General features: G+C 42.7%; 21 protein-coding genes. 12 read left to right on the top strand and 9 right to left on the bottom strand.

The annotated features are described in order from the left end of the window. The first annotated feature begins 164 nt into the window (after nt 1–164). The 11 genes from DWX33_RS17865 (at nt 165) to DWX33_RS17815 (ending at nt 13,822) form a co-directional block, all read left to right on the top strand. Nucleotides 165–1,871, top strand: coding sequence for a phosphoethanolamine transferase (locus tag DWX33_RS17865; protein ID WP_122380788.1), 1,707 nt, complete (start codon nt 165–167; stop codon nt 1,869–1,871). A 37-nt stretch (nt 1,872–1,908) separates the two neighbouring features. Then, nucleotides 1,909–3,354 carry a lipopolysaccharide biosynthesis protein gene (locus tag DWX33_RS17860; protein WP_122380787.1) on the top strand — a complete coding sequence of 482 codons (1,446 nt, stop codon included), beginning with the start codon at nt 1,909–1,911 and terminating at the stop codon, nt 3,352–3,354. Nucleotides 3,355–3,412: 58 nt separating this feature from the next. Continuing rightward, the gene (locus DWX33_RS17855) at nt 3,413–4,399 is read left to right on the top strand and encodes a glycosyltransferase family 2 protein (RefSeq protein WP_122380786.1); all 987 of its coding nucleotides are present in this window, start codon (nt 3,413–3,415) and stop codon (nt 4,397–4,399) included. Nucleotides 4,400–4,412: 13 nt separating this feature from the next. Continuing rightward, entirely contained in the window at nt 4,413–5,333 is a 921-nt protein-coding gene (locus DWX33_RS17850) for a glycosyltransferase family 2 protein (RefSeq protein WP_122380785.1), read from the top strand. Further along, nucleotides 5,330–6,454 (top strand): glycosyltransferase, encoded by a 1,125-nt coding sequence (locus DWX33_RS17845; protein WP_122380784.1) that lies wholly within the window; start codon nt 5,330–5,332, stop codon nt 6,452–6,454. The genes DWX33_RS17850 and DWX33_RS17845 overlap by 4 nt, the downstream gene beginning before the upstream one ends. A 6-nt stretch (nt 6,455–6,460) precedes the next feature. Beyond that, entirely contained in the window at nt 6,461–7,330 is an 870-nt protein-coding gene (locus DWX33_RS17840) for a glycosyltransferase (protein WP_036631753.1), read from the top strand. Then, entirely contained in the window at nt 7,323–8,333 is a 1,011-nt protein-coding gene (locus tag DWX33_RS17835; protein WP_122380783.1) for a glycosyltransferase, read from the top strand. Before DWX33_RS17840 ends, DWX33_RS17835 begins: the two co-directional genes overlap by 8 nt. 59 nt (nt 8,334–8,392) lie before the next feature. Then, nucleotides 8,393–9,658, top strand: a complete 1,266-nt coding sequence (locus tag DWX33_RS17830; RefSeq protein ID WP_122380782.1) for a glycosyltransferase family 4 protein — start codon at nt 8,393–8,395, stop codon at nt 9,656–9,658. A 148-nt stretch (nt 9,659–9,806) separates the two neighbouring features. Then, on the top strand, nt 9,807–10,520 hold the full coding sequence (locus DWX33_RS17825) for a hypothetical protein (protein ID WP_229033159.1): 714 nt from the start codon (nt 9,807–9,809) through the stop codon (nt 10,518–10,520). A 12-nt stretch (nt 10,521–10,532) separates the two neighbouring features. Further along, a complete protein-coding gene (locus DWX33_RS17820; RefSeq protein WP_009018694.1) occupies nt 10,533–11,294 on the top strand; it encodes a glycosyltransferase family 2 protein in 762 nt (253 codons plus the stop codon). A gap of 23 nt (nt 11,295–11,317) precedes the next feature. Continuing rightward, nucleotides 11,318–13,822, top strand: a complete 2,505-nt coding sequence (locus DWX33_RS17815) for a YfhO family protein (RefSeq protein ID WP_122380781.1) — start codon at nt 11,318–11,320, stop codon at nt 13,820–13,822. Between the two features lie 43 nt (nt 13,823–13,865). Here DWX33_RS17815 and DWX33_RS17810 read toward each other — a convergent pair whose 3' ends face one another. The 7 genes from DWX33_RS17810 to rpsO all read right to left on the bottom strand — a co-directional run bounded on the left by DWX33_RS17810 (nt 13,866) and on the right by rpsO (nt 21,153). Further along, the gene (locus tag DWX33_RS17810) at nt 13,866–14,993 is read right to left on the bottom strand and encodes a glycosyltransferase (protein WP_122380780.1); all 1,128 of its coding nucleotides are present in this window, start codon (nt 14,991–14,993) and stop codon (nt 13,866–13,868) included. Nucleotides 14,994–15,095: 102 nt separating this feature from the next. Continuing rightward, complete coding sequence (gene ahcY / locus DWX33_RS17805) at nt 15,096–16,514, bottom strand: adenosylhomocysteinase (RefSeq protein WP_122369619.1); 1,419 nt, start codon at nt 16,512–16,514, stop codon at nt 15,096–15,098. A gap of 186 nt (nt 16,515–16,700) precedes the next feature. Continuing rightward, nucleotides 16,701–17,456 (bottom strand): glucose 1-dehydrogenase, encoded by a 756-nt coding sequence (locus tag DWX33_RS17800; RefSeq protein WP_122380791.1) that lies wholly within the window; start codon nt 17,454–17,456, stop codon nt 16,701–16,703. A gap of 112 nt (nt 17,457–17,568) precedes the next feature. Then, the gene (locus DWX33_RS17795; RefSeq protein WP_044545517.1) at nt 17,569–18,387 is read right to left on the bottom strand and encodes an AraC family transcriptional regulator; all 819 of its coding nucleotides are present in this window, start codon (nt 18,385–18,387) and stop codon (nt 17,569–17,571) included. A gap of 93 nt (nt 18,388–18,480) precedes the next feature. Further along, nucleotides 18,481–20,130 carry an AMP-binding protein gene (locus DWX33_RS17790; RefSeq protein ID WP_122380779.1) on the bottom strand — a complete coding sequence of 550 codons (1,650 nt, stop codon included), beginning with the start codon at nt 20,128–20,130 and terminating at the stop codon, nt 18,481–18,483. Between the two features lie 12 nt (nt 20,131–20,142). Next, complete coding sequence (locus DWX33_RS17785; RefSeq protein ID WP_036613898.1) at nt 20,143–20,724, bottom strand: helix-turn-helix domain-containing protein; 582 nt, start codon at nt 20,722–20,724, stop codon at nt 20,143–20,145. Nucleotides 20,725–20,883: 159 nt separating this feature from the next. Continuing rightward, nucleotides 20,884–21,153, bottom strand: coding sequence for a 30S ribosomal protein S15 (rpsO, locus tag DWX33_RS17780; RefSeq protein ID WP_005864132.1), 270 nt, complete (start codon nt 21,151–21,153; stop codon nt 20,884–20,886). Between the two features lie 170 nt (nt 21,154–21,323). On the opposite strand from rpsO, the gene typA reads away from it, so the two are divergent. Beyond that, entirely contained in the window at nt 21,324–23,120 is a 1,797-nt protein-coding gene (gene typA / locus DWX33_RS17775; protein ID WP_005864133.1) for a translational GTPase TypA, read from the top strand. 102 nt (nt 23,121–23,222) lie between these two features. Here the strand turns inward: typA and DWX33_RS17770 are convergent, their stop codons facing one another. Together DWX33_RS17770 and DWX33_RS17765 are read right to left on the bottom strand one after the other, a co-directional pair. Continuing rightward, nucleotides 23,223–24,971: an LruC domain-containing protein gene (locus DWX33_RS17770; protein WP_122144701.1), complete on the bottom strand. Its 1,749-nt coding sequence runs from the start codon at nt 24,969–24,971 to the stop codon at nt 23,223–23,225. A gap of 209 nt (nt 24,972–25,180) precedes the next feature. Then, nucleotides 25,181–26,872 carry a hypothetical protein gene (locus DWX33_RS17765; protein ID WP_121961142.1) on the bottom strand — a complete coding sequence of 564 codons (1,692 nt, stop codon included), beginning with the start codon at nt 26,870–26,872 and terminating at the stop codon, nt 25,181–25,183. Between the last annotated feature and the right edge of the window lie 51 nt (nt 26,873–26,923).

Below are 26,923 nucleotides of genomic sequence, written 5' to 3'. Positions count from 1 at the left end.
TGATACTAATTGGTGTTTTCTATTGATACTAATTCATATTTCCATACGTACTATTTGTTATTTTATACATAAAGTATGAAAAGCTTCCGGGTTTTGCCCGTTACCCAAGAGTAAATGTTTATCTTTGTGGCACTTTTACCGTAAATATCAACTTTAATTGAGATATGTGGAAAATTGTAGATAAGCTATATCGTGTATGGGTAACAAACATTGGTTTTATCTTTCTTTTGTTAGTCTTAAATTTGTTAACGGGTGCTGCCAATAATATTATACATGAAATAGGAATCTCTATTCTTACGAAACTGTTACATGGCTTTGTAAATGTTTTCTTGGTCGCGTATTTGATCGCCTTTGTTAAAGATCTATTTGAGAATCGTTGGTGGAAGATCGGTATAGTGGCTATATCGTTATTCATCTCTTTGCTATTGTGTGGGGTTGAGTTGTTTTTGCTTATAAATTTTAATACGGTGATCAATCCCTCTATGGTTTTAATATTATTAGAGACCAATGGCCAAGAGGCTGTAGAGTTCCTTCAGACATATGGTAATGTGAGATGGATCGTATTGGGGCTGGCACTCTTTATTGTCTGCGTTTTTTATAAAGGAAAGTTGAAGGATAGGATATCTTCGTGTAGATGGTTAAAGGCGGCAGCCTTGAGGTGGGTATTGCTTGTTGTCTTGTTTTTGGGGCTGTGCGCAGGTGGTTACCGGTTCGTGAAGGATTCCGGTCTGGGAAAGGGCGTGATAAGCCCTCATATGAAAACGATGTTACCTATTCAGCGTTTGTACTATAGCTATGTGATTACACTGCATGATCTAGAGCAATATGAACTTGTCTTTAAGCGGATGGGATCCGTTGACGTGGAGATACAATCGAATCACTCACATATTAGAAATATAGTTTTGATTATAGGAGAATCTTTAGGACGTAACCATATGAGTCTTTATGGTTATTCGTTGCCAACGACTCCTTCTTTGGATTCTTTATATCGGCAAGATAAGTTGTATCGATTTAGTGATGTCATTTGTCCGAGTCTGTATACTTCTGCGTCAATTCAGAAGATCATGTCTTTTTTTAATAATGAATCAACGGGGAAATGGTATGACCATGCGAATATAATTGATGTGATGAAAGCTGCTGATTATAAGACTTTCTGGATCTCCAATCAAGAGATGATCGGAGTTTATGGTAATTACGTGGCGTCACTTGGTCGTCAATGTGATGATTGTTATTTTAATAATAAGAGAAATTCTATAGATGAGAGATATGGGGATTTTGATGAAGATTTAATCGCTGTGCTTAAAAACAAGTTGCAAGATAAGAGTGAAAAAAAATTTATAGTTCTTCATTTTATGGGCTCTCATCCTCTTTACCGAAATCGCTACCCGGAACATTTTGAGATTTTTCAAGCAGATGATGAATCTATTCCGTATGGAGAGGATTCTAAAGAAATGGCAGCTCAATATGATAACACAGTCTTATATAATGATTATGTTTTAAGTGAAATCGTGAAGACGTTGGAAGATACGGAATCTATTTTGATTTATTTATCCGATCATGGCAATGAAGTATATGATGAACGGGATTATACGGGACGTTCAGAGGATAATATTTCTCGTTATATGGTAGAGGTGCCATTTCTTATATGGGAATCAGATCGCTTTAAAGCTTCGTATCCGGAAAAAGATTCTTGTATCGCTTGTGCGGTGGATAGACCTTATATGACAGACGATTTGATACATACGATCATTGATCTGGCTGATATACGTGTTGAGGAATATGATTCAACACGCAGTGTTATCAATCCATTTTATAACAAAGATTGTTCCCGTGTGATTTGTGGTTATGATTATGATGCCTACAATAAGTAAATGATTATCTTTGTGGTACTTTTACCGTAAATATCAAATGGCAGAACAATCATTAAAAGATAAGACAGCGAAAGGGCTCTTCTGGGGAGGGGTGAGCAATGGTGTGCAACAGTTGTTGGGGATGTTGTTTGGTATTTATCTGGCACGTACACTTAATGCTGAGGATTATGGATTGGTTGGGATGTTGGCGATATTTAGTGGAATTGCTAGTACGATTATTAATAGCGGCTTCTCGGTGGCCTTGACTAACAAATTGGATGCTACTCATAAGGATTATAATGCGGTGTTTTGGTTTTCCTTTGTTGTAAGCATCTGTTTGTATATTGTTCTTTTTTTTTCAGCTCCGATGATTGCGTCATTTTATGATCGTCAAGAACTGGTTAATTTATCTCGGGTAATATTTGCGAGTTTTTTGTTTTCTGGAATGGCGATTGTTCCTCATGTTATCTTATTTAAGCAATTACAAGTCAAGATACAGGCGAAGATTGATGTTTTTGCGTTGTTTTTGTCGGGTATATGCGGGGTTCTTTTGGCATTCAATGGTTTCGCTTATTGGGCATTGGCAATTCAAAGTACGGTGTATGTGGCAAGTGTATCTTTGTTGAAATGGATGGTTGTATCTTGGCGTCCTAGTCTTGATTTTTCGATCGAACCTCTGAAAGAGATGTTCCCGTTTAGTGTAAAGTTGTTCCTTACGAATATTTTCCAACAGGTCAATAATAATGTGTTTTCTGTTTTGTTGGGTAAATTATATAACGCTAATGTGTTAGGCTATTATTCGCAAGGAAATAAGTGGATGACTATGGGAGGTTCGATGTTGAACAATATGATCAATTCGGTGGCGCAACCTGTATTCGTGCAAGTGAATGATGATTTGGAACGTCAGCGGAATGTATTCCGCAAGATGGTTCGTTTCGCTGCGTTCGTGTCGTTTCCAGCTATGATGGGATTGGCTTTTATAGCTGAGGAGTTTATCTGTGCCACGATTGGCAATAAATGGTTGGAGAGTGTACCTATATTACAAATATTGTGCGTTCAAGGGGCGATAGGACCGCTTATATTGCTATATACCCAAGTTCTTGTCTCGCACGGGAAATCGGATACGTTTTTATATGCGAATGTGTTCCATGGTATATTACAATTGGCTATATTATGGCTTACTGCATCTTTTGGTATTCTTTGTATGGTTGTTGCATATGTGCTTACTTATGTATTTATGTTATTTGTGTGGCATCTTTTGGTTTATCGATTGATTCGTGTCCGTTTGGTACAATTGGCGCAAGATGTGTTACCTTATTTGGTGGTTACTTTGTTCGTCTTCTTTGTGGTATATGTCTTAACGATTAAGATTGAGAATCTATATATATTGTTACTATTGAAAATTAGTTTGTCAATTCTTTTTTATGCGTTCGCTTTATGGCGGTTGCGTTCTGTCGTATTCTTGGAAGGCGTGAATTTACTTTTAAACAAATGGAGGAAATAAAACCACATGGAGATTTACAGTATGATTAATCTTTTGATTTTTTGTTAGAATTGAGGTTATGGAAAAAGTGTCGATTATTATACCGGTTTATAATGTAGAGGAGTATTTACCTAGATGCTTAGAATCTTGTATCGCTCAGACTTATCGAAACATTGAAATCTTGGTAGTGAATGATGGTTCAAAAGACCAATCTCTCCAAATTATTCAATCCTTTCAAGAGAAAGATCCTCGTGTGATTCTTATTGATAAGGAAAACCAAGGCTTATATCGAGCTAGGATTTCTGGTGTTCAAAAAGCCTCTGGACGTTTCCTGTTCTTTTTGGATGGAGATGACTATTTACCATCTGATGCCGTAGAGTGCTTGTTGGATAAATCTGTTCTGCATTCCGTGGATTTAGTTGTGGCTAATTTTTATAAAGAAGAAAATGGAGTTGTCACCCCAATCCCGAGTTTTTTCCATGAGGAGGGTGTTTTAGAAAGAGAAGAATTCCAGAAACTGATTATCGATAATACGGGGGATAGTCTTTGCGGTAAATTGATATCAAAAACATTGTACGATACGGCCATACAATGTCCCTCTTTTACGAATGTAACATTAGGAGAGGATCAAGTTATTATGTTGCAGCTTTGTAACAATATCTCTTCAGCCTATTGCTGTTGTGGTTATTCTTATTATTATTATTATGTTCAACGTTCGTCCTCTATAATGCATGAGAGAAATAGTAGGAAATTAGCGGAACAAAATTATTATTATATAGTTGGCCTTTTTGATATGATGGCCGTAAATGCTTATAAGGTAGAAATATACCATAGGATTTTATATCGTGCTTTAAGTGCCTGTTGCCTTTATTTAAGATCAAGCTTGTTGAATGAAGATAAGACTAATCGGATTCGGGGGTATGTAAGGGATTTTTATTTAAATGATAAAATCGTTCAACGGTTTGTGCTTGACAAGAATCGATTGGTTGCGGTGATGTTGTATATAGGGTATTTTTCTCCTCGATTGGCAAAGGGTTTATCAAGAATGAGGCGTTTGTTTTCTTAAGTGTGGCTACTATATGGATGTTTCTATTATATATGTAAACTATAGAACTAGCCGATTGCTGATAGATAGTATCAACTCGGTGAAGGAAAAAACACAGGGAATCCTGTATGAGATTATTATTGTAGATAATAACTCCGGTGATGGGTCATTGGCTAAGATACAAGAAATACATCCGGACGTGATAACCATTCAGTCTGAAAAGAATGTTGGTTTTGGACGAGCGAATAATCTTGGTTTAAAAAAGGCGGATGGAAAGTATATATTCTTTTTAAATCCGGATACTCTTTTACGGAATAATGCGATAGGAGAATTATTCCGTTTTCTGGAACTTAATGTGAATGTCGGGGCTTGTGGAGGTAACCTATATGATGAAGAGGGGAACGCCACCACTTCTTTTAGTCGTAAATATCCGTCTTTTTTATGGGAGTTATTGGGAATCTTATATATACCTTCACTATGTTTTTCGTCTAGACGTTCTTTGTTTTTCAATCATGAGGGGAAGCCGATAAAGGTGGCTTCTGTTACTGGTGCGGATTTGATGGTGAGGAGGTCGGTGTTGTCTTCGATAGGGGGGTTTGATGCGGATTTCTTCATGAATTATGAGGAGACAGAATTGTGTCTCCGGATTCATCGATCGGGTTGGGATATATACTCCGTACCTTCGGCTCAAATCACACATTTGGAGGGGCGTGCCTCTTATATAAAACAGTCCCGTCTTTATTTCTTATATGAGGGACAATATATTTATTTTAGAAAGGTCTATGGTATCTTTGGGTGTCGATTGATTTTTGCCATTACGCAACTGAAGAGCTATATCCGGATTTTTCAGTTTCTTTTGTTGGGAAATCGGAAAAGATGGGCTTATTGGAAAATGAAACTGGAGACGAATATGGAGGTTTGGAACTCCGAAAAGATAAAACGCATTTTGAAATGAAAAAGAAACTTGTGGTTTTTCATCCGGCGATAGCTCCTTATCGGGTAGATTTTTTTAATTCCTTGAATAAGGAGTTTGATGCTATATTCTATTTTGAATTTGGAGATGTATTGGAGCAATCGTTCGCTCAAGACGAGTTGAGAGGGCGATTGGAGTTTGTGCCTCGCTTTCTAGCTCCGGGATTATTCGGGATTAAGAATCTTAGGACACAGGTTCTCTCGATCTTGAAGAAGGAACAGCCGGATGTGGTGTTTTGTAGTGAGTATAATATCTTGGGTTTATTATTGCTGGTTTATAAATTTCTATTCAACTGGAAATTGTCTATTTTTACGATCTGTGATGATAGCAAAGAGATTGCAGAAAGCGCAACTCTTGTGAAAAGATGTATGCGTTTTATAGCGGTTAAGCTTTACAGTGGTATTATTTTGACAAACGATGATGTGCTGTCTTGGTATGTTGAGCGTTTTCAGACACGACAGAAATTTTTGTTTTTTCCGATTATACAAAAAGATCAAGACTTTAGGTTGCTATTGGAGAATGCGTTGCCTGTTTCTAGGATATTGAAGGATACGTATCATTTGGAAGGAAGGCAAGTCTTGTTGTTTGTCGGTCGTTTAATAGATATCAAGAATTTATTCTTTTTACTGGATGCTTTCGCCTTGGTGGTAAAAAGATATCCTAAGTCTATTCTTTTATTTGTTGGTGATGGTGATCAGAGAGAGGCCTTAGAGCGACATGCGGAGAGAAATGGATTGGCTAACCACGTGATTTTCGCTGGGAAAAAGCAGGGAGAGGATCTATATGCTTGTTATAATATCGGCCAGATATTTGTGTTGCCAAGTTATTATGAGCGTTTTGGAGCGGTGGTGAATGAGGCTCTATTAGCCGGTTGTTATACGTTATGTTCTGTTGTTGCGGGAGCGGCTTGTTTGATTGAGCCACGGAAAAATGGTGATCTCTTTGATCCGGCATCTAAAACGGATCTTGCGGAGAAATTGGCGGAAGGTCTGGAGGATTGTGAAGGTCTTAGACAAATATCATTGAAAGCGAATAAGATGGGTTATAGTTATGATCAATACATAATTTCTTTTTTCAATCAGTTAAACTCTATAATAGGATAAGTAAGAATGGATATTCGTTTATATTGGGAGAAAGTTTATTGGGCGTTAGCGAAACGTGTTTTTAAAAGAAAGCAGAAAACTTATGAGGATTGGTTGGCGAAAGGATATACCAATCAACCGCTTGTCAGCTTTATTATAGAATCTCATAATAAAAGTGTGGGTGTAAAGCGTATTGTCAGCAAATTACGTGAGTACCCGAATGCGGAAATCGTAGTAATAGATGATGGCTCTGAATACAAACATTCTAAGTCTCTTATGAGGTATCTTACTCGTGGTAATGAGTTTTTGGTGCGTGCCAACGACTTGTATGAGAACGTGATGTATGACAAGACTATTCGTTTCGCGAATGGCGAATATATTGTCTTGATGCAGGATGATGACAAGATCACGGATCTTGGATGGGTGGATAAAGGTGTCGCCTATTTTAAGAAATATTCGGATATGGCTATATTGGGTGGTTTGAATGGATTGGATTTCGTGATTGATGAGAAGGAGAAATGGGGATATAACGGCTCTTATCCTTCCGCTTTCTTTAAAGGCAAGGATTTCCGTTTCGTCCATTCGGTGAATAGGGCGCCTATGTTACTGAATAAGAAATTATATATTGAACATTTAGGGCATATTGATTTCTCGTTCGCTCCTTTCCAGTGTGATGATACGGAGTTGTGTTTGCGGGCTTGGCTATCCGGGTTGAAAGTAGGCTGGTATAACGCAGGTTTTGAATCGATGATTGCCGGAGGTATGCGGATCTGGAATAAAGGGTTGATGGGTTTCCAAGAGATAAAGAACCGGGGAAAACTCTATGAGATGTATCGAGATTCCTTGGAGGAGGTGACGAGCTTGGTTGAAAAAGCGAATAAGACAATTGATGATTAATCGACAGGATGCCATGACGGATGGAAGGACTATTTCGGTTGTGATGTGTACGTATAATGGGGCTAAATTTGTTGCGGAACAGATTGAGTCTATTATTGGACAGACGTATCCTATTTATGAGCTCATTATCCAAGATGACCATTCTACGGATGGAACTTGGGAAGTGCTGCAAGGCTATCAGCGCAAATATCCCTTTATCAAGGTCTATATGAATGAATCCGGAAAAGGGGTTAATCGAAATTTCTTTTCGGCTTTTTATAGGGCTACAGGAGATTTTATCGCTATATCTGACCAAGATGATATTTGGGAGCCGCGTAAACTGGAATGGCAAGTAGAGGCAATAGGGGATGCTTGGTTGTGCGCTGGCATGACGAGACCTTTCTCGGACACGAATGGTGTTAAGACTTTTTTTGATGAGAGAGTAGCGAATCGATGTTTGGAAAGAACGATTTATTGTTCCATGATTGCCGGTCATACGATGCTGTTCAAACGTGCTCTTCTTGATAAGATACCGGATTGGGCGTATTGGTCTGATTATTTCTTATACGACCATTTCCTCCAGATCGTAGTGGAGAGCTATGAGAAGTTGGTTTATCTGGATCGGGTGTTGGTCAATCAGCGTAGGCATTTGCAAGCTGTTACATATAGTGAGCCAATGAACTATGCGAAGACTCCTATGAATATGTTGGATTATTTGTGCCGTACGTTTGCGTATTATAGACATCCTAAGGTACGTGAGGGAATGGATGCCTACTTTTCCAAGCTTTATGAGTTGTTGTCCGCCATTCCAGCTGATACTATATCGAGAACGAATGCTCTATGTTTGGCTTTCTATCAAAGCAAACATTCCGTGCAGGCCAGAATGCGGTTGGCCATGTTGTGTGTGCGTTTGCGGAATAAAATATTTTATTCTACTGAAAAGGATTTATCCTTTTCAGTATTACGAGCTATCTATTTTCCGGTCTCTTGTAGCGATTATTTTCGTTACTTTATGTATCGGTGATGAATTATAAGAACGAACCTTTTGCATGAAAGATGGTTTTGGCAAATAATAGAGCAAAAATGAATATCTTGATATTAAATACTTCTGAATTAACCGGTGGAGCGGCAGTAGCGGCGAACCGGCTGGCGAAGGCATTGGGTAAATCCGGTGTAGAGGTTTCTATGTTGGTGCGTGATCGGAAGACGGGGGATGAGTGGGTGACTGCTCTTAATGATAGCTTTTGGGCGAGCCGATGGAACTTTATTCGGTTCGTGTGGGAGCGGTTGATTATTTTTATCTGTAATCATTTCAGGCGAAAGCCTTTGTTTCAGGTCTCTATAGCCAATACGGGTACGGATTTGTCTGATCACCCCTTGGTGAAGGCTGCGGATGTGATCCATCTACACTGGATCAATCAAGGTTTCTTGTCTTTGGCGGATATAAGAAAGCTGGCGCTGATCGGGAAACCCATCGTATGGACTATGCACGATATGTGGCCATGTACGGCGATTTGCCATTATTCGTTCGGTTGCGAGAGGTTCAAGAAAGAATGTGGAGAATGCCCTTTCCTAAGTTCGAGCGATAAAAAGGATTTGTCGTATCATGTTTTTAATAAGAAACGTTTTTTGGCGGATTCTAAGATACAACTGGTGGCGGTAAGTACTTGGTTAAGACAACAAGCTCAAGATAGTGCGTTGACCAATAGGTTGCCTGTAGAGGTGATTCCGAATGTGATTGACACAAGTCTGTTTGTACCTTCTGATAAGGAGGAGGCTAGGAAGAGCTTATCTTTACCTTTGGATAAGAAAATCATCTTGATGGGAGCCGCACGTATCAATGATCCGATTAAAGGTTTTGAATATCTTGTCAAGGCTTTATCTATATTGAAAGAGAGGAAAGGAGAGGAAGATTATTTCTTGGTCTTATTTGGAGGTATCAAAGGAGATGATTCTTTTTTGTCGGAAATTCCGATTCCTTATGTATGTATGGGATCTTTGAGTGATCCTTCTATGATTGCGAAATTATATGCCGCAGCTGACGTGACGGTGGTAGCTTCTTTGTATGAGACTTTTGGCCAGACTATTATAGAAGGGATGGCTTGTGGTTGTCCGGCGGTGAGTTTTGATAATAGCGGGCAGACTGATATTATAAACCACTTGGAAAATGGATATCTGGCGAAATATAAGGATACGGATGACTTGGCTACGGGTATCAAGTGGGTAATTGATAATCGAGAGCCTTTGCGATTAAAAGAGGCTTGTATCCGCAATGTACATGATTGTTATAAGGAATCGGTTGTTGCGAGGAGGTATATTGATTTGTATCGTAGTTTGATCATACCATAGATTGAAAATTGCTACATTTGTGGAAAAATGGAATAAATGGACATACTTATAAACGAAATAATGAGGGAGATTATAAATATATGGATACGGAAGTTCGCAGAATGATTGCCGATGCGGATGAGGAACATCCGAGAGATTCTCGTATTTTATGTTGATTGGCTTCTCTGAGAAAGCAGGAAGTGGGGTGAATAAGATTTTTATGGGTTGGAAAAATGCGAATTGGAGACCTCCATTTGTAGAGGAGCAAAGTCACCCGGATCGGGTGGTGTTGAATTTACCGATGGAAAGTTTGTATCCAGAGGAAGTCTTAGAAGAACTTAAGCGTCTGTTTGGACGGGAAATTGAAAGAATTCCATATGATCAATTCACGGTTTTGGCTCTTTGTTACTCTGAAAAACAAGTATCTAATGAAAGACTTCAATATATTTTGAACCAACATAGCTCAAATATTACAAAGCTACTGAAAAGTATGTGCAATGCTGGTTTTTTGGAGTCTATAGGAAATGGCCGGGGAACTAGGTACCGTTTGCTGTTTTTGGAGAAGGATGAAAGCAAGCCTCAAAAGGATGAAAGCAAACTGAAGAAGGATGAAAGCAAGCCTCAAAAAGATGAAAGCAAACTGGAGAAGGATGAAAGTAAGAAATATATGCGTTATGAGGATTTGTCGAGGTTAATACTATCTGTTTGTGAGGATTATGTAGCTCTGGAAATAATAGCGGAAGCTGTTCATAGAGAGGCTTCTTATTTAATTAATCGGGTTATACCAAGAATGTTAGAGGATGGGCTACTAGAGAGATTATATCCGTCTTCTCCTAAGCATCCTTTACAAAAATATCGTGTGAGACAAGTCGGAAATTTATAAGAGATAATGGAAATGAATCAGCAACCTACATTTTCGATCATAACGATCACCTATAATGCGGAGCGATGGCTGGAGCGTACGATATTGAGCGTACTTAGCCAGTCGTATCCGAATATTGAGTATATATTGATTGACGGAGCGTCGAAGGATAAGACCGTAGAGATCATCAAGCAATATGAGTCCGGTATCGCTTCTTGGATAAGCGAGCCTGATAAAGGCTTGTATGATGCTATGAATAAGGGATTGAAGCGGGCTACAGGGGATTATGTGTGGTTCCTGAATGCGGGGGATACACTTTATACCGCAGATACCGTGCAAAGAATTGTGGCGTCTTTGAAAAAGAAAGTATCTTTGCCAGACGTGATTTACGGAGAAACCCGGATCGTTGATGCGGAGGGTAGATCATTAGGGATGCGCAGATTGAAAGCACCGGAGAAACTGACTTGGAAAAGTTTTCGGATGGGAATGTTGGTTTGTCACCAGTCGTTTATATCAAAACGGGAGATCGCTCCGTTATATAATACGGAATACCGTTTGACGGCGGATTATGATTGGTGTATCCAATGTCTGAGACGATCGAAAAGAATACATAATACACGTTTGATCCTGTCTAATTTTTTGGAGGAAGGGTTAAGTAGTGTGAACCGGAAAGCTTCCTTAAAGGAGCGATATGAGGTCATGTGTAAGTATTATGGCAAGGTGTCGACGATTCTGTTGCATGGTTGGTTCGCCGTGAGATTCTATTTTGCCAAATGGTTTAAAGGTAGAGTATAAACAATAAATTATAGATAAGTTTTATGCGGAGTATAATGAGTAAATGGGGAAAACATATCGCAGCGATAGCCGTATTCTTGGTATTGACGGTGATTTATTTTTCTCCGGCCGTATTTGAGGGTAAAATCGTCCGGCAAGGGGATACGGAAAAGGCTATCGGTATGGGGAATAGCCAGATGGATGAATATGAGAAGACGGCCCAACCGGGAGAATTCAGCGCATGGTCTGATGCTATGTTTGGCGGAATGCCTTATGTGTCGGGATATGGAAATCCGGCTCCACGATTTCCCGGATATCTTTTAGTGGAGAAGCCTTTAAAAGCGCTGGGGTATATGGATGCGGGGATGGTGTTTACCGGATTCGTTTGTTTCTATATCTTGATGTGTGTCATGGGCGTAAATTGGTGGTTGGCGATCGCTGGTGCTATCGCTTTCGCTTTAGCATCTTATAATCTGATCATTATAGAGGCCGGCCATGTCACGAAAGCGTATGTAATCGCTTATATGCCATTAACGTTGGCGGGTATGGCCCTGTTGTTCAAGCGTAAGTATTTATGGGGGGCGGTCGTGTTCTTGTTGGGTGTCGCTTTCTCTATCGCGAATACGCACCTGCAAATCACTTATTATTTATTATTACTTTGCTTCTTCGTTTATTTGGGATATTTGTTCAATAAACTGAAGGAAAAAGCTTATAAAGAACTAGGTACGGTAACCGCTATTATGGCTGGATGCGTGATATTGGCGGTGTTGCCGAATGCCCAGAATATGTATGCTCAATGGGATTTGGGACAGAACTCTATCCGTGGGGCTACGGAATTAACGACAACGACCCCTTCGGGCGAGAAGATCTCTTCCGGCTTGGACAAGGATTATGCGTTCGCTTGGAGCTATGGAAAAGGGGAGTTGTTGACCTTGTTGGTCCCGAATGCCTATGGTGGAAGTTCGGGTGGAATGCTAGGCCCGGATTCTGAGTTATATAAGGAATTAAGGGCGAAAGGCGCTCAAGTCGGAAAAGAGGTACAGGCTCCTACTTATTGGGGAGAGAAGACATTTACTTCCGGGCCGGTTTATTTCGGGGCATTGGTCTGCTTCTTGTTTGTTCTGGGAATGTTCGTGATCCGGAATCCGATGAAATGGTGGTTATTCGGAGGTTCTGTCTTTTTGATATTGCTGGCATTGGGACGTAATTTTGATAGCTTCAATGACTTTATGTTCCATTACTTGCCGATGTATAATAAGTTCCGTACCGTAGAGATGGCATTGGTTATTCCGGGCATGGTGTTTCCTATTATCGCTATATGGGGATTGAAAGAGGTGTTATCCGAGACCGTGAGCGATGCCTTGTTGAAGAGAGGATTGATCGCTGCTTTGGCTATCACGGGGGGGCTTTCTTTAATCCTTTGGTTGATGCCGAGTATGCTGTTGGATTTCCGTTCTTCTTTCGACGCTCAATATCAGTTGCCGGATTGGTATTACAACGCCTTGTTAATGGATCGTGCTTCCTTGGCTTCGGCGGATGCGTTGCGCTCTTTGGTCTTTATCTTATTAGGGGCGGCTTTGTTGTTCTGGTTCTATACCTCGAAAGATCGGAAGAAAGTGGCGACATTCGTAGGGATCGGTGTTGCGGTCTTGATGCTGGTTGACTTATGGACGGTGGATAAACGGTATTTGAACGATAGTAACTTTATCCGCCAGAAACCTACGGAGATATATAAAGAGACGGTAGCCGATCAGGAAATCATGAAGGATAAGGACCTTTCTTATCGTGTCTTGAATTTGAATAATCCTTTCTTGGAGACAACGACCTCGTACTATCACCATTCCGTCGGTGGTTATTATGCGGCGAAGCTGAGACGGTACCAAGAACTGATCGACCACCGTCTGCAAGGAGAGCTTAACTCGGTTATCGGGGCTTTCCAGAAAGCGCAGACCGCGGAGGATTTGATGGGGGCGTTCGCTGCTTGCCCGTCCTTGAATATGCTAAATACACGTTATATTATCTATAATCCGGAGCAACCGCCTTTGAGGAATCCGTTTGCTTTCGGCAACGCTTGGTTTGTGGATAAAGTGGAGGTCGTGGAGAATGCGGATGCGGAAATAGCGGCGTTGAATACGATCAATCCGTTAACGACGGCGGTTGTCGATAAACGTTTCGCTGATGAGGTGAAAGGTTTCACGCCTCAATTGGACTCTACCGCTACGATAACATTGGATAGTTATCGCCCTAATAAGTTAGTTTATACGACGAAGACTAATTCTGAGCAATTAGCAGTATTCTCTGAGATCTATTATCAACCGGGATGGGAGGCTACGATTGATGGGAAGCCCGCTCCGCATTTCCGGGCGGATTGGATATTAAGGGCTATGTTAGTTCCTGCGGGAGAGCATCAGATCGTATTTGAGTTTAGACCGCAAGGTTATATTACGGCGGCTTATATTACTTCTTTCAGTTCGTTGATTATCTTGTTGTTATTGATTGGTGCGGTAGGATATTCGATTTGGAAAGCTAGAAAGCAAAAAGAGATATAAATTCCGGTTGGTTGTAGATACGGGGCACGCCCCGTCTCTACAACTAGATGAAACCGCTATTGATAAAATCGAGCAGTTTTCTCGTTAGGGTTTCCCACGAGAGGGCTGCTTTTTCTTTGGATATGTTCGCAGGGATGGTGGCTTGCTGTGAGGGGGTGAAAAGTTCCTCGATACCTTGGGCGAGGGCCGTCGCGGATATCTCAGGCACTACGATGCCTGTACCCGGCTTTTCGATGCTGTTCTTGAAATCGCCTACGGGAGTACTTAACATAGGTAAATCGTAATTGTAGGCTACGGATACGACACCACTTTGAGTGGCGGAGCGATAGGGGAGTACTAAGGCATCCGCCGCTGAGAAATAAATGGGGATTTCCTCGTCGCTGATATATTCACAGTGGACGAATATACGTTCTTTTGCCGGAGATGCATCGATCAGAGCCTGATACTTCTCGAAACTACCGTAACATTCGCCGGCTATAATGAGATGGTAATCCTCGTTAAGCTGTCCCATCGCTTCTATCAGCAGATCTAATCCTTTATAATCCCGTATCAGTCCAAAGAATAGAAGATTCTTTTTGGACGGATGGATTCTTAATTTCCGGCACGCCTCGTTCTTGTTGATCTTACTCCCGAAATGATTGTAAAGCGGGTGTGGGTTCTGGATATATTTAGCGCCCGGGTAAAGTTTCCGCAAATCATACCGCACGTTATCGCTCATCACGATAAAGCCATGGCATTGCTTGAAAAGTAACGAAGCTAAAGGCTTGTCGAAGAAACGCGGCTCATGGGGAATCGCGTTGTGGATAAGGGTGATTACCTTACAATGCTTTTTCATCCGGTTCGCTACGTGGGCGTATCCGGGAACGAAAAAGGACATCCAGTAAGAGATAATCAGTACGTCCGGCGCATAGGAACGAATGGCGTTTACGGTACTGAAATAACTAACCGGGTTGACGCTATCTAATACTCGCACGCTCTCGATTTCGATCGCACGGTCTCCCGCTTCTACGTATTGAGTCTTGCCGGGAAATAAGATATCCGGATAAAGACGTTTGAAGTTGAAAGCCTTTACTTCATGACCTTCTTTTACTAATTCCGTATAGAGCATCCCGCTGAATTGGGCGATACCGCCACGATAGGGATAAATGGGGGAGAGAATAGCGAAACGCATGGTAATTGAAAATTAAGAATTGAAAATTGAAAATTAAGAATCGAGAACTATAGGAGCTGCCCTCCCTTCATTATCAATTCTCAACTTTCAATCTTCAATTAATTAGTATCTGTAATGATCAGCCTTGTACGGTCCTTCTACCGGTACGCCGATATAATCAGCTTGTTTTTGCGTCAGGTGGGATAGTTTTACGCCGATGCGTTCCAAGTGCAGGCGGGCAACTTCCTCATCCAAACGTTTCGGCAAACGATATACGCCTACCTCATAGGCCATTTGCCATAAATCCATCTGGGCAAGAACTTGGTTCGTAAATGAGTTGCTCATTACGAATGACGGATGTCCCGTGGCGCAACCCAGATTTACTAAGCGGCCTTCTGCCAGCAGGAAGATAGAGTTTCCGTTCGGGAACGTATATTTGTCTACTTGCGGCTTGATATTCGTGTGTTTGATATTCGGATAGTTGACAAGCTTGTCCACTTGGATCTCGTTGTCGAAATGACCGATATTACATACGATCGATTGGTCTTTCATCTGTGTCATATGCTCGATCGTGATGATATCGCAGTTTCCGGTGGTCGTAACGAAGATGTTACCCTCTTTCACGGCCTCTTCCATGGTCGTAACCTCGAAACCTTCCATAGCGGCTTGCAAGGCGCAGATCGGATCGATCTCAGTCACGAGTACACGAGCCCCGTAAGAGCGCATGGAGTGAGAGCAGCCTTTACCTACGTCACCGTATCCGGCTACGACTACCACCTTGCCGGCGATCATCACGTCCGTAGCCCGCTTGATGCCGTCCGCCAAAGACTCACGGCATCCGTATAAGTTATCGAACTTGGATTTCGTCACGGAGTCATTAACATTGATAGCCGGAACCAGCAACTCACCTTTCTCCATCATCTGATACAGACGGTGAACGCCGGTGGTCGTCTCTTCCGACACACCTTTCATCTCGGCTACCGTACGGTGCCAACGGCTGTTATCTTCTTGAAGGATACGATTTAATGTATCTAGAATTACCTGTTCCTCATGATTCCCGCCTTTGCGGTTGATGGTCTCCGCATCGTTCTCCGCACGATAGCCCATGTGAATCAGCAAGGAAGCGTCACCTCCATCGTCAACAATCATGTGAGGGCCTTTACCTTCCGGGAAACGAAGCGCCATGTCCGTACACCACCAATACTCCTCCAGCGTCTCGCCTTTCCAAGCGAATACCGGTACGCCGTCCGCCGCGATAGCGGCTGCCGCATGGTCCTGTGTGGAGAAGATGTTACAGCTAGCCCAGCGAACGTCCGCTCCCAACGCAACTAATGTTTCGATTAACACTGCCGTCTGAATAGTCATATGCAGTGAGCCGGTGATACGTGCGCCTTTCAAGGGTTTCTGATCGGCGTATTTCTGGCGTAGCGCCATTAATCCCGGCATTTCGTGTTCGGCGATCTCGATCTCTTTGCGACCGAATTCAGCCAAACTCATATCTGCCACTTTATAAGGCAGATTAGTTGGAAATAATTGTGACATAAATTAATACTATAAATGGTTGAGACGCGAAGGTACGAAAAAGCGTTGATAGTAGGTGTTCTTTATCTATGAATTTCCATCTAGGGCAGAGGCTTGCTGAGGGGTACGGTGGGTTCGTTACTGCAACCCGCATTGCAGTAACACTGCAACGCCGTTGCAGTATTGGGTTCTCTGTAGTTTTGCGATTTAATGAATACTGAAGGCTCCATCTACCAATAGCGCATGGCCATCTACGAAGCTCGCTTGCGGACTGCATAGCCAAAGTACGGCGTTGGCGATCTCTTCCGGCTTACCGAGCCGCCCTGCGGGAATGTCGCGCACCAGCTCCTTCTCCAAGGAAGGGTCACGCCGCATTAAGTCTTCCGCCATCGGCGTACGGATAACGTCCGGACATACGGCATTGATGCGGATGTTCTTTGCCGCATAGTCGATAGCGGCGGTACGTGTCAGTCCGATAACGGCATGCTTACAGGCTATGTAGGCCGCTTGCCCCGGAAATCCCGTGACTCCGCCTTGCGATGAGGTGTTGACGATGGCGCCGCCGCCTTGTTTCAGCATTTGCAGGATCTCATAACGCATGCAGTTCCAGACACCTTTCAAATCCACAGCCACGGTACGGTCGAATTCATCGTCGGTGATTTCCGCCATTGGGCGTTGCGGTGTTTGTATGCCTGCGTTGTTAAGAGCCGCATCCAGTCTTCCGTAGGTAGCTACGGTCCAGTCGATCATCTCCTTTACGGCTTGCGTGTTTGATACGTCGCACCGATACGCTACGGCCTTATGTCCCTCGGCTACTAATTTCTCTACCTGTTCTCCCGGCTCACGGATGTCTGCCAATACGGTTATGTATCCAGCCTTGGCGAAGGCTTCGGCGCAAGCGAGTCCGATACCCATCGCTGAACCGGTTACTAAAGCTACTTTCTCTTCCATTGTCTTTGTCATGATCATTTGATTTACATTTTGTTATTATTTATGTCGCGAAGATAAGGAGGGAGTGGTATAGAGGCTTTGTTATGTGGTTCAAATAGCTTTGTTGTGTGGCCCATTATAAATATTATATATCCTCGGTTGGCGGTACGCCATACGCTATCTTATAGATTTTCGAGAAATGGGAAAGGTTCTTGAAGCCTACCTCGAAACAAATCTCCGAGACCTTACGCCCCCCTTTACGTATCAGCCCATGTGCGGCTTCAAGGCGGCGTCGGATGAGCCATTCCCGGGGCGAGAGAGCGCTACATTTCTTGAAATCACGTTTAAATGTGGAGAGACTGCGTCCCGTATAGTTGGCGATTTCTTCCATGGAAATATCGTTCATATAATTCCGCTCCATGAATTCCAGTATGTCTATCTTCCATGGATCGGTAAAATCGAAGATAGAGGCATATAGATTCTTGTCGGTATGGAGCAACACATAAACGCCCTCGATCATTTTTAGTTGCAGCAATTCGTCTGTCGGTTGGATCTTGGAATTGAAATAAGGGGTCATCGACTCAAACAAGCTTACGATATCGGGACGGTTGGACGGTAGCTTGTAAAGGCTTACCTGATCTCGCTTGGCGTCTTTAGGGAGAGTATTTCGATCTAATTTGCTGTAAAAGTCGCGTAGGAACTTCATGGTGAACATCAAGAAGATCGCCTTGAACTGCTCGCCATTCCATGCTTGTTTCGTCATCTGCACACTGAAGTCCTTGCGGATGAAAGCGCATTCTCCTTTATGTAACCGGGTGATTTGGCCTTTCTCGTCGATTACCATCTCTCCGGAATATACATACACCAACACATGCGAATGATTCCGGTGCAGGCAGCTCTTCCCGCCATCGAAATACATCGCTAAAAATAAATCCGAGTAACGCAGTGTGTTGATTCCGTCCATCGTTCTTTAGGAAAATGGGCAACACGAGAAGATCGTACCGCCCATTATGAAGATTTTAAAGTAACTGTCAACTGTTAGCTGTCCACTAAATCGTCAGGCCGGCGTGATACCTTGCTCTTGCAATAGTTTCAGCCCGAGGTCTTTCAACTTGAACTTCTGTATCTTTCCGCTTCCGGTCATCGGGAAGGTATCGACGAAGAAGATGTATTTCGGGATCTTATGCCGGGCGATCTTTCCGCGGCAGAAATCTTTCACCTCTTCCTCCGTAGCCGTCACACCATCGTGAAGGATGATAAAGGCACCCACTTCCTCTCCATATTTCTTGGAAGGAACAGCGGCTACTTGCACGTCTTTCACGCCGGGGAAATGATAAAGGAATTCCTCCAGCTCACGTGGATAGATATTCTCGCCTCCACGGATAATCATATCCTTGATACGGCCGGTGATACGGAAGTTTCCATTCTCATCACGAACGCCCAAGTCGCCGGAATGCAGGAAACCATCCTTGTCGATCGCCTCATTGGTGGCGGCTTCGTTTTTATAGTAACCTTTCATGTTATTATAACCGCGGTTACACATCTCGCCCTGTACGCCGACGGGGCATTCCTCGCCAGTCTCCGGGTCGATAACCCGTACCTCGGTAAATTCGAACTCATGGCCTACAGTATTATAACGCACCTCGGCCGGATCTTCGATACGGGAGTGGGTCATACCCGGTGAGGTCTCTGTCAATCCATACACGCTGGTTACACGCATGTGCATCTTCTCGTCCACGGTTTTCATGAGTTCAACCGGGCAAAGAGAACCTGCCATAATACCGGTACGTAACGACGTGAGGTCGAACATCTCGAACATCGGGTGGTTCAGCTCGGCAATGAACATGGTAGGCACGCCGTACACGGCCGTGCAACGCTCTTTATGTATAGAAGCTAATACCAATAGCGGATCGAATTTCTCGACCATCACTTGCGTACATCCATGCGTCAATACGTTCATGGAAGCTAATACCACGCCAAAGCAATGAAAGAGAGGTACGCAGCAACAAAGCTTATCGTCGGCGGTGAATTTCATATGCTCACCCGTCAAGAAACCGTTGTTGGCGATGTTGTAGTGAGTCAACATGACCCCTTTCGGGAAGCCGGTCGTACCGGAAGTATATTGCATATTGACAACGTCGTGGCAATTTACTCTCGCTTTGGCAGCCTCTAAGGTCTCATCCTTGATATTTTGTCCGAGGAGCAACATCTCGGGCGTATTGTACATACCCCTGTATTTCTCCTGTCCGATATAGACTACGTTTTTCAGGCGAGGGAAACGCTCGCTTTTCAAATATCCCCGTTGGGAGGTCTTCAATTCCGGCAACATGGTATAGACCATGTCCACGTAACTTCCATCAAACACGCCGTCTGTGATACACATCGTATGGATATCGGCGTTCTCTACTAGGTATTCCAGCTCGCTTTGTTTATAGTTCGTATTGATCGTGACCAATACGGCACCGATCTTCGCGCCTGCATATAGGAATGTCAACCAATCCGGTACGTTCGTCGCCCATACGCCGACATGTGTGCCATGGGTGATACCGATCGCCAACATACCTTTCGCCATGTCGTCCACACGCTTGTTGAATTCGCTCCAAGTGAAACGTAAGTCACGGTCTGAATAAACGATATACTCCTTATCCGGTGTATTCTCGGCCCAATGTTCCAGCCATTGGCCAAGGGTTCTGTTATGTAATTCCATAAAACGCCGGATTTAATAAGGTGTATAGACAACTCCTAAGATTCGAGCCCTGTTGTCGGCTGCCGCATGTACATGATGCGCCACGATAGAATCATAATAGATGCTATCGCCTTCCTCTAGGATATAGGTGTTTTTTCCGTAATTAATCTCTACGACGCCACTCAATACGTAGATAAACTCTTCTCCCTCATGCGTGGACAGAATGAAATCCTCGCCTTCCTCGGAGGGAGCGATCTCGATCAAGAAGGGCTCCATATGGCGGCCGGACTTATCTTGCGAGAGCGAGTGGTAATCCATATGCTTGTGCCCTTGTGTCGCATTGTTCGTGAACCCGATACCATCGGCCTCGCTATCCTTTTTGCGGCATACGACCGGGCCTAGCTCCGCTTGGTCATCCAAGAATGTACCCAAACGTACCCCTAATACCCGTGCTATTTTGATAAGAGGGGCCAAAGATGGAAAATCCAAGTTACCCTCGATACGTTCTATCTGTTCGATACCTAACCCGGAGCGTTCGGCTACTTCCTCGATAGAGAGCTGTTTCGATTCCCGGATATTTTTAATTTTTGCGCCTATAATTTTGTTGTTTCCCATGTATATGATTTGTTATTTATAATCCTATAATGTTTGATAAATTGATACTAAACGGCGCAAATTTACATTAATATTTTATTATATCTAGGATTAAGGCAAATAAAAAGGGCAATTCCCGATTGGGATTGCCCTTTTTAATATTCTCGCATAAGCTTTTTCTTACTTTCTGATACCAAGTTCTTTGATGATAGCGCGGTATCTCTCGATGTCAGTCTTGATCAGATAGTCCAATAAACGACGACGTTTACCTACCAACATCTTCAATGATCTTTCCGTAGCGTAGTCTTTGTGATTCACTTTCAAGTGCTCTGTCAAGTGAGAGATACGGAATGTGAACAATGCGATTTGGCTCTCAGCAGAACCTGTGTTAGTTGCTGATTTGCCATACTTTTCAAATAATTCTTTTTTCTTCGCTGAATCTAAATACATGATTCTTTTTACTTTAATAAATTAATACTATGTTATCTAAGCGGTCGCAAAGGTAGGCATTCCTTTTTGATTTGCAATAGATTCTACTATCTTTTTTGTGTTTTGAAGCATGAATGTCATATATATATCGTAAAAATATCGTATTTTTGCAGCCAATAAATTAGTCTTCAATGCAAAAGATCAGAAACATTGCGATTATCGCGCACGTAGACCACGGCAAAACGACGCTCGTGGATAAGATGTTATTAGCCGGTAAGCTTTTCCGTGAAGGACAGGCAGAACCGGATCAGTTCATGGATAACAATGATCTGGAACGGGAACGAGGTATCACGATTCTTGCCAAGAACGTGTCTATCAATTATAAGGGATATAAGATCAATATTATTGACACTCCGGGCCACGCCGACTTTGGTGGCGAGGTGGAGCGTGTCTTGAATATGGCGGATGGTTGTTTGCTATTGGTAGACGCCTTTGAGGGGCCTATGCCGCAAACTCGTTTTGTTTTGCAAAAAGCGATTCAACTGGGTTTGAAGCCGATCGTGGTAATTAATAAGGTGGATAAGCCGAATTGCCGCCCGTCGGAAGTGCAGGAAATGGTATTCGACTTGATGTTTAGTCTGGATGCTACCGAGGAGCAGCTTGACTTCCCTACTATTTATGGTTCCGCCAAGCAGGGCTGGATGTCCGAGGATTGGAAGGAGCCGAAAGAGGATATAACGGCTGTGCTTGATGCGATCATCAAGTATATCCCCGAACCAAAGATGTTGGAGGGTACTCCGCAGATGTTGATTACTTCTTTGGATTATTCTAAGTATGTAGGTCGTATCGCTGTAGGACGTGTACACCGTGGCGAGTTGAAAGAGGGCCAAGATGTCATGCTTTGTAAGCGTGATGGTAGTATGGTGAAATCGAGGATCAAGGAAGTGGATGTATTCGAGGGCTTGGGACGTACGAAAGTTGATTCCGTGCAGTCCGGGGATATTTGCGCTATTATCGGTATCGATGGTTTCGAGATCGGTGAGACAATCGCCGACGTGAACGAGCCGGAGCCATTGCCAACGATCGCTATCGACGAGCCTACGATGTCTATGCTTTTCACGATCAACAATTCTCCGTTCTTTGGTAAGGATGGTAAGTTCGTTACTTCTCGTCATATTTTTGACCGTTTGCAGAAAGAATTGGATAAGAACTTGGCTTTACGCGTAGTTCCTACTGATTCCGCTGATTCTTGGTTGGTATATGGTCGTGGTGTGCTTCACTTGTCTGTATTGATCGAGACGATGCGTCGTGAGGGATACGAGTTGCAGGTAGGTCAACCTCAGGTTATCATCAAGGAGATCGATGGTGAGAAATGTGAGCCGGTAGAGCAATTGACGGTGAATCTTCCGGAGGAATGCTCTAGCCGTATTATCGATATGGTAACGAAACGTAAGGGCGAGATGACCATGATGGAAAGCAAGAATGGTCGTATGCACTTGGAGTTCACGATTCCTTCCCGTGGTATTATCGGTTTGAACAACGCTGTATTGACCGCCTCTGCCGGTGAGGCTATCATGGCACACCGTTTCTTGGAATATCAACCGTGGAAGGGTGATATCGAACGACGTATGAATGGTTCGATTATCGCTATGGAGACAGGTCAGGCTTTCGCTTATGCCCTGAATAACTTGCAATCCCGCGGGCGTTTCTTCATCGCCCCGGGCGAGGAGGTTTACGCTGGACAGGTGGTCGGAGAGCATACCAAAGACAATGACTTGGTGGTAAATGTCACCAAATCCAAGAAGTTGACGAATATGCGTGCCTCTGGTTCGGACGACAAGGTTTCCTTGGCTCCTCCTATCGTATTCAGCCTAGAGGATGCGCTTGAGTACATCAAGGGCGATGAGTACGTAGAGATCACCCCGAATAATATGCGTATGCGTAAGATCATCTTGGATGAGACAGAGCGCAAGCGCCAAGGTAGATAAATTCTTCTATTGAATAAATATAAAAAACGGCGACCTTTTAAAAAGGCCGCCGTTTTTATGTGTTATAGGATTTTAGAGATCCTTCAATGGGTTCGCGTAACTTCATTCTTTATTTTCCGGATCTTTCTTCTCTTCATCCGAAGTCGTGAATTTTATTACAAGCGATTCATCTTTAGGAGTCTCATACCAATCTCCGTGCGCTTTGCGGTAATCCTGATCAAAATTATAGGCATTGTCAATACTCTTATTCTCTATACACCAATGGAAAGGTTTATTTTCCGAATAAGGGATATCCAACACATATGGGTATAGATCCGTATTCTTTACGTTTTTACTTACCGGTCCCTTCCCGTTATCAATGTAAGGCATGATCAGTTGAGTTGAGCTATATGTTAATGTCTTTGTAATCCCACTTTCCGGTTCCTTGTCGAATTTTCTCACATTGACATATCCATTGACATCGGAGAAAAAGGGAGTTAGTCCATTGGCGTCCTTAAATCCAAATTGGTTGTGGAATGTACAGCCTTTAGCCAGTAACTGGGCATAAACATCTGCGGTACTCTTATCGGTATATGCTGTGATGCTATAATATATGACAGCGTCATTGAAATCGAAATCGCCTTGGTTTGGATAATTATCTTCGAACAAGAGGAATCCTTTCTTGTTCGTTTGCGATTCTATGACGGGAGGGGTTACCGGCTCTGCCGGCTCGATGGCAACGGGATTACTTTCGATTAGACAAAGCATATCGTTGTAGTCTCCGTCGTAGGCCCTATAGTTTGGACAACGATTTTCCATTCCCAATATATTTCCTTCAAAATCACCTTCTTGAATGTGGTGGATGAATCCGTTTGCTACGTTTTTCTCTATTTTGAAAGAAGAATTGCCGTATTTTAAGGTATGGCCTATATAATTATGGGAGAATGCCCCATTGTCTGGCACTTTATTGTTATCCGGCCCATTTAATGCCGGGGTGGAGAATTGTGGACGGTCTGTGCCTCGATATACGAAACCGACGTTAAGCCCCTTGTCGAATCTTCCTAGGGGGATTCGGGTATATTCTTCTGTCTTAGCCTTTGGCTGTTCCTCTTTGGAGTAAAAGATATAATTCTCGCCTTGGTTGATCATCTTGAAGTCAATGACTTGGATGGTGCCATTAGTCTTTCCATAGAAGGTGCAGTCGTCTAAAGTGAGATTCTCCATCTTCTCGAAGGGATATGTATAGAACCAAATTTTACCATACATATTGTCTTTGGACATTCCTCCATCGCTTATATAGGTCAGCCAAATATCCGCTTTCTCAAAGCTACTGGTAAAAACGGTTTCCGTGATTTTTAGATCAGAGCATCTATATAAATCCTCGCTTTTTACATTGTATGCCTTTTCTGGAAAGTATTTGTTATTGATCAAATGAAGGACTTCATCACTGATCGCACTTGTAGCCCGTAAACTACTTTTGGTATCGCTGCCGATCGTGATGTCCTTTACATCGCTCTCAATAAGTTCCCCATCCCCTCTTAGGATATAGAGTTTCTTTACGTGTGTAGGTACTTCCAGAGCCATATGGATCGGAGTTTTACCAATTAAATAAGGATCTTTGACTAAAGAGCCTTCCTCATAAGGATATTCATAATAAATAGAATATAGGGTTCCTTCATGCTGAGAAGATATGTTAACCTGTATGTTCTCGAAATTCTCGAACTGGGCTATGTAATCTTCTTCTTCTTTGGTAGGTTCTTTCGGATCTACCGTGGGGTCTTCTCCTTGAAAAATGTCATGTTTAACGCATGACCCCATTAGAAAGAGCAGACAAAATACCCACACCATTTGTTTCCAGATTTGTGATCTCATAATTTCTTTACCCTATTTGATTAATATTTACAACAACTTTGTTAGATTTTGCAAATCTACGAATTTATTTCATGAAAAATCATTGATAATCAATATTTATTTCAAGCTGTTACGCTTTTATCAAATGTAGGATTGGATGGTGGGATATAAAAAAAGACCCCATCCAAAAGGATGAGGTCTTTTTCTTATTTAGAAAGAATATTTTCTAATTATTTTACTAAAGCTGCGAAGTCAGAGTTAGTCGCGTATTTAGCGAACTCTAAGTCGATAGCAGCTTCCTTAGCCATGTTCTTATCAGCGGCGATAGCAGCCTTCAAGTTGTTGATAACACCGTTAGCGTCGTTCGTACGAGCGGCAACAACAGCCTTCAAATAAGAAGTTACAGCGTCAGGATTAGCGACACCGTTCAAAGTCTGAGAAGCCTTGCTGTAATCCTTAACCAAGATCTGAGCCAAAGCAGCGTTGTTAGTCTTAACAGAACCGAAAGAGTTAACAGCCTTAGCATATTCACCTTGCTCTAAATAAAGAACACCAAGAGCCTCGCTCAATTCGTTTACGCCGGCAGCGTTACCGAACAATTGTTGAGCCTTAGCTTGGTCACCCTTCGTTAATGCGATCAAACCTAAGTTCATGTTAGCGGAAGCGTTATTCTTAACAGAGTTAGACTTGTTGAACATTTGCTCAGCCTTAGCCAAATCACCAGCCTTGAATGCCATCATACCGATGTTGTTCCAAGTACGGTAGCAGTTAGGATACAACTCAGAAGCTTTTGTATAGATAGCCATCTTCTCACCGTCGTTGTTAGTCAATGTAGCGGCGTAAAGGATTTCCTCGATATTCAACTCAGAAGGATTGCTCTTCGCCAAAGCGCTGATCTCGTCGTCAGACTTACCGATGATCTCGATGTTAGCAGTCAAACGAGAACGACGTAATTGCGGAAGGATAGTCTCAGCCAAGTCAGAGTAAACAGCGGAGATATTCTTGATTTCTTTCTCTCTTGTCTCAGGATCTTGGTACATAGAGATCACACGCAATACTAAGTCTTTATCTTGCAAGTTAGAAGCAGAAACTAATTCCTTGAAGCCTTCCCAGTCTTGAGCTGTGTAACGAGCGTCAACCGGAGCGTCAACCTTCATCTTCTTCAATTCCTTGTTCAAATATTTCGTAGTGTTTCCTTCACGATTCTCAGCCAACGTGTTGTTCAATTTGAAACCACCATCAGGAGAAGCGTAAGCGCTGATCTCGATAGCTACATTCTGGTTCGGAGCCTCGTCAGCGTTCTTAACAAGATCTTTCCATTCTTTGATAGCGTCAGAATTCAGTTCTTTAGCGCGAAGGTTAGCTTGTTGGATCAAGAACATGATGTTAGCGTCATGAGCCTCTTTGATAATACGTTGGAATTTATCAGCTGCGATAGCTGCTGTAGCAGTAGCTGCGTCTGCCAATTCGGAAGTAGCGATAACGCCTTCACCGATCTTTACGTCCGGCAATTTAACAGTCTTGTTTTTGATCTTCGCGTCGAAAGTCAAATACAATTCTGATTTTTTCATCTCGGGTTTGTAAGTGAAAGAAGACTTCATAGTTACGTTAGCGCCTTCTTTTTGAGGGATTACTTGGTTGTTACCTTTTACTTTCTCACCTTGGTAAGTGTAAGAAGTGCCCCAAGCTTCGCCACCCTGGTAACGCAATACCGGAGTTACAGTTACAACAGCTTTCTTGTTGAACCATTTAGCGGGGAAAGTCGCATTGATCGTTACAGGAACTTTGCCTCCGATAGCCTCTAGCGGCTGCGGCTCTGCTTTAATGTACTGTTCTGCCAACGGTTTCAACTTGTTTGAACAAGAAGAAAGAGTTAAAATGGCTGCCAATACGAAGAATGGCAATAAAAACTTTTTGTTCATAATCTTGATGTAAGTTTAAAATGTTACTATGTTAATATATTCACTTCCAAA

The organism is Parabacteroides sp. AF19-14, from assembly GCF_003635485.1.
GTDB classification, from domain to species: Bacteria; Bacteroidota; Bacteroidia; order Bacteroidales; family Tannerellaceae; genus Parabacteroides; species Parabacteroides distasonis.
This window is presented reverse-complemented; position numbering and strand designations above follow the sequence as displayed.

Bases quoted from the DNA above. Each gene is read 5' to 3' on its own strand.
- DWX33_RS17820 (WP_009018694.1), top strand. From the start codon at position 10,533: ATGAATCAGCAACCTACATTTTCGATCATAACGATCACCTATAATGCG.
- DWX33_RS17855 (WP_122380786.1), top strand. From the start codon at position 3,413: ATGGAAAAAGTGTCGATTATTATACCGGTTTATAATGTAGAGGAGTAT.
- DWX33_RS17860 (WP_122380787.1), top strand. From the start codon at position 1,909: ATGGCAGAACAATCATTAAAAGATAAGACAGCGAAAGGGCTCTTCTGG.
- rpsO (WP_005864132.1), bottom strand. From the start codon at position 21,153: ATGTATTTAGATTCAGCGAAGAAAAAAGAATTATTTGAAAAGTATGGC.
- DWX33_RS17830 (WP_122380782.1), top strand. From the start codon at position 8,393: ATGAATATCTTGATATTAAATACTTCTGAATTAACCGGTGGAGCGGCA.
- DWX33_RS17770 (WP_122144701.1), bottom strand. From the start codon at position 24,971: ATGAGATCACAAATCTGGAAACAAATGGTGTGGGTATTTTGTCTGCTC.
- DWX33_RS17765 (WP_121961142.1), bottom strand. From the start codon at position 26,872: ATGAACAAAAAGTTTTTATTGCCATTCTTCGTATTGGCAGCCATTTTA.
- DWX33_RS17865 (WP_122380788.1), top strand. From the start codon at position 165: ATGTGGAAAATTGTAGATAAGCTATATCGTGTATGGGTAACAAACATT.
- DWX33_RS17840 (WP_036631753.1), top strand. From the start codon at position 6,461: ATGGATATTCGTTTATATTGGGAGAAAGTTTATTGGGCGTTAGCGAAA.
- DWX33_RS17800 (WP_122380791.1), bottom strand. From the start codon at position 17,456: ATGACAAAGACAATGGAAGAGAAAGTAGCTTTAGTAACCGGTTCAGCG.
- DWX33_RS17785 (WP_036613898.1), bottom strand. From the start codon at position 20,724: ATGGGAAACAACAAAATTATAGGCGCAAAAATTAAAAATATCCGGGAA.
- DWX33_RS17810 (WP_122380780.1), bottom strand. From the start codon at position 14,993: ATGCGTTTCGCTATTCTCTCCCCCATTTATCCCTATCGTGGCGGTATC.
- typA (WP_005864133.1), top strand. From the start codon at position 21,324: ATGCAAAAGATCAGAAACATTGCGATTATCGCGCACGTAGACCACGGC.
- DWX33_RS17790 (WP_122380779.1), bottom strand. From the start codon at position 20,130: ATGGAATTACATAACAGAACCCTTGGCCAATGGCTGGAACATTGGGCC.
- ahcY (WP_122369619.1), bottom strand. From the start codon at position 16,514: ATGTCACAATTATTTCCAACTAATCTGCCTTATAAAGTGGCAGATATG.
- DWX33_RS17845 (WP_122380784.1), top strand. From the start codon at position 5,330: ATGAAAAAGAAACTTGTGGTTTTTCATCCGGCGATAGCTCCTTATCGG.
- DWX33_RS17825 (WP_229033159.1), top strand. From the start codon at position 9,807: ATGTTGATTGGCTTCTCTGAGAAAGCAGGAAGTGGGGTGAATAAGATT.
- DWX33_RS17795 (WP_044545517.1), bottom strand. From the start codon at position 18,387: ATGGACGGAATCAACACACTGCGTTACTCGGATTTATTTTTAGCGATG.
- DWX33_RS17835 (WP_122380783.1), top strand. From the start codon at position 7,323: ATGATTAATCGACAGGATGCCATGACGGATGGAAGGACTATTTCGGTT.
- DWX33_RS17850 (WP_122380785.1), top strand. From the start codon at position 4,413: ATGGATGTTTCTATTATATATGTAAACTATAGAACTAGCCGATTGCTG.
- DWX33_RS17815 (WP_122380781.1), top strand. From the start codon at position 11,318: ATGCGGAGTATAATGAGTAAATGGGGAAAACATATCGCAGCGATAGCC.